At 74.5% G+C, this 11,317-nt stretch carries 9 protein-coding genes; 7 read left to right on the top strand and 2 right to left on the bottom strand.

All coding sequences use genetic code 11. The features are described 5' to 3' along the window. Positions 1-21: 21 nt before the first annotated feature. The 7 genes from BUE45_RS12265 (at position 22) to BUE45_RS12235 (ending at position 9,198) form a co-directional block, all read left to right on the top strand. On the top strand, positions 22-4,002 hold the full coding sequence (locus tag BUE45_RS12265; RefSeq protein WP_073379018.1) for an amino acid adenylation domain-containing protein: 3,981 nt from the start codon (positions 22-24) through the stop codon (positions 4,000-4,002). Between the two features lie 150 nt (positions 4,003-4,152). Next, positions 4,153-5,139 (top strand): ABC transporter substrate-binding protein, encoded by a 987-nt coding sequence (locus BUE45_RS12260; RefSeq protein ID WP_245833057.1) that lies wholly within the window; start codon positions 4,153-4,155, stop codon positions 5,137-5,139. 40 nt (positions 5,140-5,179) lie between these two features. Next, positions 5,180-5,386, top strand: coding sequence for an MbtH family protein (locus BUE45_RS12255; protein ID WP_073379015.1), 207 nt, complete (start codon positions 5,180-5,182; stop codon positions 5,384-5,386). A gap of 105 nt (positions 5,387-5,491) precedes the next feature. Next, a complete protein-coding gene (gene entS, locus BUE45_RS12250) occupies positions 5,492-6,739 on the top strand; it encodes an enterobactin transporter EntS (protein ID WP_073379550.1) in 1,248 nt (415 codons plus the stop codon). 27 nt (positions 6,740-6,766) lie between these two features. Beyond that, positions 6,767-7,588, top strand: coding sequence for a siderophore-interacting protein (locus BUE45_RS12245; RefSeq protein ID WP_073379012.1), 822 nt, complete (start codon positions 6,767-6,769; stop codon positions 7,586-7,588). 164 nt (positions 7,589-7,752) lie between these two features. Beyond that, complete coding sequence (locus tag BUE45_RS12240) at positions 7,753-8,334, top strand: GNAT family N-acetyltransferase (protein WP_073379008.1); 582 nt, start codon at positions 7,753-7,755, stop codon at positions 8,332-8,334. 327 nt (positions 8,335-8,661) lie between these two features. Then, entirely contained in the window at positions 8,662-9,198 is a 537-nt protein-coding gene (locus BUE45_RS12235) for a class IV adenylate cyclase (RefSeq protein ID WP_073379548.1), read from the top strand. Positions 9,199-9,746: 548 nt separating this feature from the next. On the opposite strand, the gene BUE45_RS12230 is transcribed toward BUE45_RS12235, so the two are convergent. Continuing rightward, complete coding sequence (locus BUE45_RS12230; protein WP_073379004.1) at positions 9,747-10,226, bottom strand: GNAT family N-acetyltransferase; 480 nt, start codon at positions 10,224-10,226, stop codon at positions 9,747-9,749. Between the two features lie 8 nt (positions 10,227-10,234). Continuing rightward, positions 10,235-10,510 carry a hypothetical protein gene (locus BUE45_RS12225; RefSeq protein ID WP_143173339.1) on the bottom strand — a complete coding sequence of 92 codons (276 nt, stop codon included), beginning with the start codon at positions 10,508-10,510 and terminating at the stop codon, positions 10,235-10,237. Between the last annotated feature and the right edge of the window lie 807 nt (positions 10,511-11,317).

Raw genomic sequence — 11,317 nt, 5'->3', positions numbered from 1 at the left:
ACCCAGCAAGGAGAGGGCGCCATGTCCACCACCCCCGGGGCCCCCGGCGACATCCAGGACGTGCTCCCCCTGGCCACGCTCCAGGAGGGGCTGCTGTTCCACTCCGTCAAGGACGAGCAGCCCCTGGACGTGTACACCGTCCAGAACGTCTTCGAGTTCGGCCGCCGCGTGGACGCCGCGGCCCTGCGGGCCGCCGCCCAGGCGGTCCTGGACCGCCACCCCGCGCTGCGCGCCGGGTTCCTGCACGAGGGTGTGGAGCGCCCCGTCCAGTTCATCCCCCGGTCGGTCGCCGCCGCCTGGCAGGAGGTCGACCTGTCCGGCCTGCCCGAGGGGGAGGCCCGGCGCCGGTTCGACCTGGTGCGCGTCGCCCAGCGCGAACGCCGCTTCGACCTGTCCCGGCCGCCCCTGGTCCGGCACGTCCTGGTGCGCCTGGGCCCCGACCGCGACGTCCTGGTCCTCACCTTCCACCACATCGTCATGGACGGCTGGTCCGGCGAGCTGTACAACGCCGAGCTGATGGAGCTGTACCTGCGCGGCGGCGACCCGGGCGGGCTGCCCGAGCCCCGCCCCTACCGCGACTACCTGGTGTGGCTGTCCCGCCAGGACCGGGACCGCTCCCTGGCCGCCTGGCGCGCCGCCCTGGACGGGGTGGACGAGGGCACCCTGGTCAGCCCCGGCGAGGGCGGCGACGCCACCCTGATGCCCCGCACCGTCGACGGCGTGCTCGCCCCCGCCCTGGTCGGGCGCGTGTCGGGGCTGGCCCGCGAACTCGGCGTCACCGTCAACACCGTGCTCCTGGCCGCCTGGGGGCTGGCCCTGCGCTCCCACACCGGCCGCGACGACATCGTGTTCGGCAGCACCGTCGCCGGCCGCCCGCCCGAGATCGACGGCGTGGACTCCATCATCGGCGTCTTCTTCAACACCATCCCGGTGCGGGTCCGGCTGAACCCCGCCGAGACCGTCCGCGACCTCCTGGTCCGCGTCCAGGGGGAGCAGGCCGAGCTGCTGCCCCACCACCACGTCGGCCTGGCCGACGTCCAGGCCGCGGTGGGCGGGCGCCGCCTGTTCGACACCCTCTACGTGCAGCGCAACATCCCCCGCGACGACGAGGGCTACCGGCGGGTCCGCGAGGCCACCGGCCTGGAGTCGGTGACCGGCTCCGACGCCACCCACTACCCGCTCACCTTCGTCGCCCAGCCCGGCGAGGAGTTCCGGCTCAGCCTGGCCTACCGCACCGACGCGGTCACGGCCGGGGCCGCGCGGGCCCTGTTCGACCGGGTGGTGCGGCTGCTGGAGCAGATCACCGCCGCCCCCGGCGCCCCCGTGGGCGCCCTGCGCCCGCTCACCGAGGCCGGGGAGCGCGCCGCCCTCGCCCCCGGACGGGGCCGCGAGCGCGACCTGCCCGGGTCCACCCTGGCCGAGCTGTTCGAGGAGACCGCCCTGCGCCACCCCGGGCGCACCGCCCTGGTCACCCGGGACGAGACGCTCACCTTCGCCGAGCTGGACGGGCGCGCCGAGCGCCTGGCCCGGCTGCTCGCCGAACACGGGGTCCGCCCCGAGACGCGGGTCGCCATCGCCCTGCCCCGCTCCGCGGACTGGGTGGCCGTCCTCTTCGCCGTGCTCAAGCTCGGCGCGGCCTACGTCCCCCTGGACCTGGAGCACCCCGCCGAGCGCCTGGGCCGCATGCTCGACGACGCCGGTCCCGCCGTCACCGTCACCACCGCCGGGGCCGCCGCCGGCCTGCCGGAAGGCCCCGGCGGGCACCGGCTGCTGCTGGACCACCCGGACACCCTCGCCGCCCTGGCCGCCTCCGACGAGCCCGCGCCCCGGTTCGCGCACCGGCCCGGCCACCTGGCGTACGTCATCTACACCTCCGGCTCCACCGGCCGCCCCAAGGGCGTGCAGATCCCCTACCTGGGACTGGTGAACATGCTGGTCAACCACCGCGCCGAGATCTTCGGCCCGGTGGTGGCCGAACAGGGCGGCCGGGTGCTGCGGGTGGCCCACACCGTCTCGTTCTCCTTCGACATGTCCTGGGAGGAGCTGCTGTGGCTGATCGACGGCCACGAGGTGCACCTCATGGACGAGGAGCTGCGCCGCGACTCCGCGGGCCTGGTCGCCTACTGCGCCGAGCACGCCGTCGACGTCGTCAACGTCACCCCCTCCTACTGCGGCCAGCTGCTGGAGGACGGGCTGCTCGACCCCGGCCGCCACCGGCCCCCGCTGGTCCTGCTCGGCGGGGAGGCCGTGGGTACCACCGTCTGGGACACGCTGCGCGACACCCCCGGCGTGCTCGGCTACAACCTGTACGGGCCGACCGAGTACACCATCAACACCCTGGGGGGCGGCACCGCCGACAGCGACGCCCCCACCGTCGGACGGCCCATCTCCGGCACCGACGTGCACGTCCTGGATACCGCGCTGCGCCCCGTCGGGGCCGGCGTCCCGGGAGAGCTGTACGTGACGGGCGTGGGCCTGGCCCGCGGCTACGCCGGGCGCCCGGACCTGACCGCCGAGCGGTTCGTCGCCGACCCCCACGCCGGGCCCGGGGCGCGCATGTACCGCACCGGCGACCTGGTGCGGTGGACCGCCGACGGCCTCATCGACTACCTGGGCCGGGCCGACGACCAGGTCAAGATCCGCGGCGTGCGCATCGAGCCCGCCGAGGTCGTCGCCGCCCTGGAGGACCACCCCGCGGTGGCGCAGGCCGCCGTGGTGGTCCGCGAGGACGCCCCCGGCGCGAAGCGGCTCGTCGGCTACCTCGTTCCCGCGGGCGAAAACCCGGACACCGACGCCGTCCGCCGCGACCTGCGGTCGGTCCTGCCCGACGCCCTGGTGCCCTCCGCCCTGGTCGCCCTGGACCGGCTCCCGCTCACCGTCAACGGCAAGCTCGACCGCGCCGCCCTGCCCGCCCCGGCCGACCGCGGCCCCGCCGGGCGCCCGCCCCGCGACGACGCCGACCGCGCCCTGTGCGCCGACTTCGCCGCCGTCCTGGGCGTGCCCGGGGTGGGCGTGGACGACGACTTCTTCGACCTGGGCGGACACTCCCTGCTGGCCATGCGGCTGGTGGGCCGCATCCGCAAGCGCACCGGGCAGCGGCTGCGCGCCGGGGACCTCATCGCCGCCCCCACCGTGGCCCGCCTGCGCGACTACCTGGAGGCGCCGCGCCGGGAGGACCTGCTCGCCACCGTCCTGCGCCTGCGCGAGGGCGGGCGCCGGCGGCCCCTGTTCTGCCTGCACCCCGCCAGCGGCTTCTCCTGGGGGTACGCCGGGCTGGCCCCGCACCTGGACCGGGAGCGGCCCCTCGTCGGGCTCCAGTTCCCGGGCCTGCGCGGCGAGGAGGTGCCGCCGGACCTGGACGGCCTGGCCGACCTCTACCTGCGCCGCATCCGCGCCGTCCAGCCCGACGGGCCCTACCACCTGCTGGGCTGGTCCTTCGGCGGGCAGATCGCCCACGCCCTGGCCACCCGCCTCCAGGAGGAGGGCGAGGAGGTCGCGTTCCTGGCCCTGCTGGACACCTACCCCATGGACGCCGCGCCGGTCCGGGCCGCCGGCGGCCCCATGGACGCGGCCGAGGCGGAGCAGGAGGCGCTGGAGTTCCTGCTCGCCAGCGGCCGGCGCGACCTGCCCGAGCGGCTGACCGCGCCCTACCGGCGCGCCGACGTGGTGGAGTTCCTGCGCGAGAGCGACGGCGTGTGGGCCGACTTCGACGCCGCCACCATCGACCGCGTCGTGCGGGCCCGCATGTACACCACCGAGGTCGCGCGGGACCCCCGCTACCGGGTCTTCCGGGGCGATGTGCACTTCTTCACGGCCACCGCCGGGCGCGACCCCGCCTCCGGGATCACGGCCGAGCTGTGGAAGGACCACGTGGACGGCCGGATCGTCGAGACCCCCGTGGACCACCACCACAACGACCTCACCGGACCGGCGGCGCTCGCCGTCATCGGCCCGGTCCTGGACGCGGCCCTGCGCCCCGCCCGCCCCCACCGGGGCGGATGAGGGTCCGCGCGCCGCAAAGCCACCCTCGGCACCCGCAGAAGATTAGGTTAGGCTATCCTTATCCCGATCGGGTGCCCCGGGTGCGTCGGGCCGCCCGCACCCCGGCCCGCCCCCTTCCCCCACACCCACCACGCACAGGAAGCCACCACAGTGACACACCGGACCACCCACCTGCGCGGCGGAGCCCTGACCGCCGCCGGCCTCGCCCTCCTCACGGCCCTCACCGCCTGCGGGAGCGGCGGAGCCGCAGAGGACACCGACGACGCCGCGGCCACGGGTGAGACCGTCACCGTCGAGACCGACTACGGGCCCGTCGAGATCCCCGCCGAGCCCCGGTCCGTCGTCGCCCTGGAGTTCGGCAACGAGGTCCTGCTCGAAGCCGGGATCGCCCCCGCCGGCGCCATCGAGCCCGGTCCGGGCCTGTACACCGAGGAGCAGCTCGGCATCCTCGAACAGGTCCCCGTCGTCCAGGCCACCGACCTCACCATCAACCTGGAGGCCGTCGCCACCGCCGAGCCCGACCTCATCATCGGCGGCGTCCGCGAGCAGAGCCACGCCGACTTCGAGGCCCACAAGGCCGACCTGGAGGAGATCGCCCCCACCGTCCTGTTCGACTTCGAGGGCGCCGGCGACGGGCTCCGCGAGATGTCGCTCGAACTCGCCGGCGTCGTCGGCGACGGCGAACGCGCCGCGCAGGACAAGGCCGCGTTCGAGGAGCGCTCCGCGGAGATCGCCCGGACCTACGCCGAGCAGCTGGAGGACACCACCTTCGCGGTCGTCTTCGCGGTCGAGGGACAGCTCGCCGTCGTCAACTCCAACGCCTGGGGCGCCTACACGCTCGACAGCCTCGGGGCCGGCCTCACCTCGGCCGTGGAGCCCGCCGGCGACGAGTTCGCCGCCTGGTACTCCCTGGAGGAGATCGACGTGCTCAACGACGCCGACGTCGTCTTCTACGAGACCGACGTGACCCTGGAGGCCGACCCCGTCACCGAGGAGCTCCTGGGCAACGAGCTGTGGGCCACCCTGCCCGCCGCCCGCGAGGACCGGGTCTTCCCGCTGCGCTACAGCTTCTCCCGCACCTACGGACAGGCCGACGACGTCCTCGACCAGGTCGAGGCCGTCCTCCAGGACCTGTGACCCGCCCCGGCACACCACCGCACCCGAAGGGAACAAGGCCATGACCAACCCGTTCGACGACCCCGACGGCACCTACCTCGTGGTGGTCAACGACGAGGACCAGCACTCCCTGTGGCCGGAGTTCGCCCCGGTCCCCGCGGGCTGGACCACCGTGTACGGCCCCGCCACCAGGGACGAGTCCCTGGAGTACGTCGACACGCACTGGACCGACCTGCGCCCCCGCAGCCTGCGGGAGGCCACGGCCTGACCGCCGCGGACGCGGCGGGGGCCCCGTCCCCCGGACCCCCGCCGCCCGCGCACCGCACCGCCGCCCGACGAACCCGCGAAGGAACCCGTGAAGCTCTCCCGGCTGATGGTCGACACCGGCCCCCTGCGCCAGAGCCGTGAATTCAGGATCGTCTTCACCGCCCGGCTCGTCTCCGTGTTCGGCCTGGGCTTCGCCGCCGTCGCCCTGCCGCTCCAGGTGTACCAGCTCACCGGATCCTCCCTGATGGTGGCCACCGTGCACGCCGCCACGGCCGTCAGCGTCCTGGCGGGGACGCTCATCGGCGGCCTGCTCGCCGACCGGGGGGACCGGCGCCGCCTCATCGTCATCGGCCGCGCCTCCGCCGTCCTGGGCTTCGGCGCCCTGGCCGCCAACACCCTGCTCCCCGAGACCCCCTGGCTGTGGGTGATCTACGCCGCGGCCGTCGGCAACGGCCTGTTCGGGTCCTTCAGCGCCGTCGCCCTCCAGGCCGCCGCCCCCGGGTTCGTCGCCCCCGACCGGCTGCCCGCCGCCGGGGCCCTGCTGGCCCTGAACGCCGAACTCGGCTCGGTGCTCGCCCCGGCCCTGGGCGGCGTGCTGATCGCCGCCTGGGGGATCGGCGCCAACTACGCCGTCACCGCCGCCCTGTCCCTGGTCACCACCGCCCTGGTGTGGCGGCTGCCCCGCCTGGACGCGCCCGCCGCGACCGGGCCGCGCCCCTCGGCGGCGGCCGACCTGCGCGAGGGGGCACGGTTCGCCCTCCGCCACCGCGTGGTGGGCCCGCTGCTGCTGCTCGGCCTCGTGCAGATGCTCTTCGCCACCCCGGCCGTGCTCGTCCCCGAGTTCACCGACAAGGTCCTGGGCGGGGGAGAGGCCCTGGTGGGCCTGCTGTACACCGCGCCCGCCCTGGGAGCGCTGATCGGCTCGCTGACCAGCGGCTGGGCCGGACGCGCCCACCGCACCGGCGGTCTGCTGCTGGCGGCCGTCGCGCTGTGCGGGGCCGCCGTGCTGGCCCTGGGGGCCTCCCCCTGGGCGCCGCTCGCGTTCGCCTTCCTCGTCCTGCTCGGATTCGGCCAGGTCGTGGAGGAGATCCTGCGCTACGCGCTGCTGCAGTCGCACACCCCCGACCGGCTGCGCGGGCGCGTCAACGCCGTGTGGACCGCCCAGGCCACCGTCGGCGACAGCACCGGAGCCCTCACCCTGGGCGCACTCGCCCCCCTCGTCGGCGCCGCGGGCGCCCTCATGGCGGGCGGGGCCCTCACCGTCGCCGGCGCCGCCCTGGTCGCCCTGACCTGCGCGGGCCTGCGCACCGGCCGGGTGCGGACCGCCCGGCCCCAAGACCCCTCCGTCCCGTAACGGAGCCCGACCGCTAGGAGTACGACCATGACCACCCCGACCACCCCGGCCCACGAGCGCCGCGTCCGGATGTACCCGCTGCGCCCGCGCGTGCTGGAGGTCGCCGAGGTCGAGCGCGTCACCCCGCGCATGATCCGCGTCCACCTGTCCGGCCCCGACCTGGAGGGGATGCGCAGCGACAACTTCGCCGACCACGTCAAGCTGTGGTTCCCCAACGGGGACGGCGGACACGTCCTGCCCGTGGTGGAGGACGACCGCTGCCTCAACTTCCGCGCCCCGGGGGTGGTCTTTCGCGACTACACCGTGCGCGCCCTGGACGCCGAGCGCCTGACCGTCGACTTCGTCTCCCACGACCACGGCCCCGCCGGGCGCTGGGCGCAGGCCGCCCGGCCCGGCGACCGGCTGGGCGTGCTGGGCCCGCGCGGGACCGCCTGGATCACCGGGGAGTTCGACTACCACGTGCTGATGGTGGACGAGACGGCGCTGCCCGCCGCCGCCCGCTACGTGGAGGAGCTGCCCGCCGACGCCCGCGTGTTCGCGTTCTTCGAGGTGGTGGACGCCGCCGAGGAGCAGGAGATCGAGGCGCCCGAGGGCGCGCGGATCACCTGGCTGCACCGCGGCGCCGCCGAGGCCGGGACCACCGACCTGCTGCTGGAGGCGTTCCGGGACCTGGAGCTGCCCGGGGGAGAGGGGATGGTGTACGCGGCCGGGGAGGCGACCTCGCTCAAGCCGATCCGCCGCCTGCTCAAGGAGCGCGGGTTCGTCCGCAACACCACCTGCGAGGTGGACGGGTACTGGCGGCGCGGCACCTCCAACCTCGACCACCACGAGGAGGAGGACGACGAGTAGGCCGGGCGCCGGTGCGCCTGCCGGCGTCCGGGGTCCGGGCCGGGCCCGCCACCGGGGAGGGGCGGTCGGCCCTCTCCGGCCGGGCCCTGCACCCGACGCCTCCTCCCGGTTCGCGGGCGGGGCGCGGTTGCCGGGCCCGCGGGCCCTCCCCTTGACTGGACCCCGTGACTGAGATCCGCACCGAACGCCTCGTCCTGCGCCGCTGGCGCGACTCCGACCTCGGACCCTGGGCTGAGATGAACGCCGACCCCCGCGTCCGCGAGCACCTGGGGCCTCCCCTGACCCGGGAGCAGAGCGACGCCTCCGTCGCGCGCTTCCTGCGCGACTTCGACCGGCGCGGCCACGGCTGGTGGGCGGTCGAGGTCCGCGCGACGGGGGAGTTCGTCGGCTTCGCGGGGCTGGACCGGGTGGAGGAGCACCTCCCCTTCTCCGGGGTGGAGGCCGGATGGCGGCTCGCCCGGCACGCCTGGGGGCGCGGGTACGCCACCGAGGCGGCGCGGGCCGCCCTGGACCACGGGTTCGGCGCGCTGGGCCTGGCGGAGGTCCTGGCCGTCACCACGGCGGCCAACCACCGCTCGCAGGCCGTCATGGCCCGCATCGGCATGACCCGCGACCCCGGCGGGGACTTCGACGACCCCGAGGCCCCCGAGGGGCCCCTGCGCCCCAACGTGCTCTACCGCGTCACGCGGGGAGGGTACGCACGGCACCGCGCACGGGAAGCCGCCGAACGCGGCCGGACGTCCTAGGCCGCGGCCCCCCGCAGGTCCGAGGAGCAGGTCTCGCCTGCCCGGTGTTCACCGGGCACGGCGGGCCCGCCGGTGGAGCCCCGGCCGTCCCGGAGCGGTCCCCTCCCGGGAGGGCCGGCGCCGAGCCGCTTCGGCCCTGTGCCCACAGGGCCCGGCCGAATGTGCGGTCGCCCCTCCGGTCGGTGCCCCGCGCGTGGGGAGCGTAGGGACAGGACGTGGGAAGCCGGTCGGGGCGCGGGGAGGGCCGTTGCCTTGATCCCCCTCCCGGCCGGTCCCGTCCTCGCTACGCTCGCCCCGACGGTGCAACCGAGACGGCAGGGGCGCATGATGCGGGAGATCGAGACGAAGTACCGGGTGGGCGACCTGGAAGGGCTGCTGCTCGCGCTCAAGGCCGCAGGGGTGGCCCTGGGCGACCCCTCCCGCCAGGACGACCAGGCCTACGCCCCCTCCGGCTGGGACCCCTCCCAGGGCAAGGTCGGCTTCACCTTCGCCCGCCTGCGCACCCAGGACGGCCGACACGTCGTCACGACGAAGACGCCGCTGGCCAACGCCATGGAGTGCGTCGAACACGAGACGGCCGTCGCCGACCGCGGCTCGATGCACGGCGTCCTCACCGCCCTGGGCCACGTCCCCAGTGTGCGCATCGCCAAGACCCGCCGCACCGGCACCGCGGGCCCGATCGGAGTGTGCGTCGACGACGTCGAGGACGCCGGCGTGTTCCTGGAACTGGAGCTGGTGGTCGACGACGACCGCGACGGCCGGGCGGCTCAGGCCGAACTCGACGCCTGGGCCCGCGGCCTCGGTGTCGACCTGGAGCGCACCACCGACACCTACGACGCCCTGGTGCGCCCGACCTCGGCGTGAGGGGTCACCATCCGTGCGGGGCGAACCCGGCGCCGTCCAGCCAGGCCCGCACGCCGGCTGCCGGATAGGGGATCGTGTTCGACGGGAGCAGCCGCGGGTCCTCCCACACCGGCTTGGCGGCCTCCCCGGGCTCGGCATTGCGCGGCTCGCCGGTACTCCACCTCCGGCCACTCCGGGGCCTCGGCCGCCGCGCGCGTCCACACGCCGCGGTGGGCGGCCGGGGCATCCCACGCCAGGATCACCGGCGCGTCCGAGGGCCGGTGGACGCCGTTCAGGAAGGCGCTCAGGTCACGGTCGCGGTACCCCCCGGGCGGGTGCGGAACAGCATCCGAGGCGCGCGACCTGGGCGGTAGCGGCGCACCGCGGCGATCGACATCGTCGCCGGGCGGCCCGTGACCACGCGGAGCACCGGGGCCCGCCCTACCGGTGCCCGGGTACGGGGAAAAGCCCCGGTGGGCCCCGCCACGGCCCCCTTTTGGGCGGAGGCGCGATAGTGCACGCTTCGACGCCCAGCAGGACTCCCCCCGCTGGCCCTTGCCCGGCGAGATTCAACTCAGCGGCGATTCGTACACGGCGCGGCTACGGCCCGGGCCTTTGAAATCGGTGACGACGGAGACTCCGTTGATGTGGTGATCACCGGCCACGTTCACGAAGCCGAGGGACTCCCAGGCGGCGTGTGCCGTTTCGTTGTCGGGTTCGGAGGTGAGATAGAGACGCTGGCAGCCCCACGACCGTGCTTGGGAGCGCACGCTTTGCAGGAGGGCTCGCGTGACACCCCGGCGGCGGTGTCGCGGATGCGTGATGACGTCCTGGACATAGACGTCAGCGGGATCGTCCTGGCTTCGGAACGCCATGACCGCTCCGATGACGGTTCCGTCGTCGTCGATGGCGAGAGGGCAGGTCGAGGAGAACAGCGTGGCGTAAAGCCAGTAATCGGAAAGGGTGCGCGCGTGGAGGTAGGGCGCACCGAGTTCCATGAGCCGCCGAACCTCGCCGATATGTTCAAGCCGAAGGGGGGCGACGATCACAGAGGTTCCTATCTATTGATTTTGCTGACGATGGTGGACAGCCGGTGTGCCATGTCGGAAGAAGTGGCGGAGTCCGCGACGCTACGGCCGACGATGACGATATCCCGGTCGCCACTGCCGGCGAAGGCGTCGTCAGCCGCGCTGAAGCCGCCTGAGATGGCGACGGGTAACTGACTGCATGCCCGGATCATGCTGGCGAGAGCGAGAGGGCGGTTTCCGTCGGCTTCGGGGTCGATAGGAATCGGCTCCCGCCGGGCCGTACGGCGGGAGCCGGTCCTGTCCACGGGCTCCTGCTCCCCGCGCATGCGGGGATGGACCCTCGCGATCCTGCTGGACGCGACCCCGCCCGCCCTGCTCCCCGCGCACGCGGGGATGGTCCCACGTTCGAGATGAAGTACCGGGCCAGCTCCGACTGCTCCCCGCATGAGGGGCGAGTGGCCTCGTCTCGTCTTTTTTGTTGCCGTGAAGGCTAATTCATTCGACCTGTCGCGCTTGAGGCTGACGGGGAGGGCTCCGCGGGGACGCGTGTGAGCGCTGCGCGGCCCCTCCTGTCTCCGCAGGTGGGGCAGGGGGTGGCGGTGATGGTGCGGTCGTCGGGTGTGCGGCGGAGGATGGTGCGGTAGCGGGGTGAGTGGGGGTCGGGGTTGCAGTGTTCGTTGTCGCATTTGGGGGTGGTGAAGCGGGTGTCGGGGCGGGGTGGGCCGAGGAGGCGGTCGAGGGTGCGGGTGGGGTGGGGTGTTGCGGGTTTGGTGGGTGGTGGGGTGTGGTCGGGGTGGGTGCGGCAGGGGTGGCCGCAGATGGTGCAGGTGCCGCCGGGGGTGTTGCGGAGTGTGGGGTGGTGGGGGCAGGTGTGGGTGGCTTTGCCGTGTGTGTCGAGGGTGAATGTTGTGGGGTGGTCGGGTGCGTGCTGGTCGGCTGCGGGTTCGACCGGTGTGTGGTGGAGGTTGTGGGTGTTCCAGGCGTGGAGGGTGTCGGGGGTGGTGAGGCGTGCGTTGAGTGCGGCGTAGGGGCGGGTGGTGTGTTCCCAGCCGGTGAGGGCGTGGGTGAGTGCGGTGTGGGTGACGCCTTGTCGGGCGAGGTCGTGGAGGCGG

The sequence above is a fragment of the Nocardiopsis flavescens genome (assembly GCF_900141985.1).
GTDB classification, from domain to species: Bacteria; Actinomycetota; Actinomycetes; order Streptosporangiales; family Streptosporangiaceae; genus Nocardiopsis; species Nocardiopsis flavescens.
Note: the sequence above shows the minus strand (reverse complement) of the source record. Positions and strands in the feature narration are given on the sequence as shown.

Coding starts and splice junctions, on each gene's coding strand:
- BUE45_RS12245 (WP_073379012.1), top strand. CDS start 6,767: ATGACCACCCCGACCACCCCGGCCCACGAGCGCCGCGTCCGGATGTAC.
- BUE45_RS12235 (WP_073379548.1), top strand. CDS start 8,662: ATGCGGGAGATCGAGACGAAGTACCGGGTGGGCGACCTGGAAGGGCTG.
- entS (WP_073379550.1), top strand. CDS start 5,492: ATGGTCGACACCGGCCCCCTGCGCCAGAGCCGTGAATTCAGGATCGTC.
- BUE45_RS12265 (WP_073379018.1), top strand. CDS start 22: ATGTCCACCACCCCCGGGGCCCCCGGCGACATCCAGGACGTGCTCCCC.
- BUE45_RS12255 (WP_073379015.1), top strand. CDS start 5,180: ATGACCAACCCGTTCGACGACCCCGACGGCACCTACCTCGTGGTGGTC.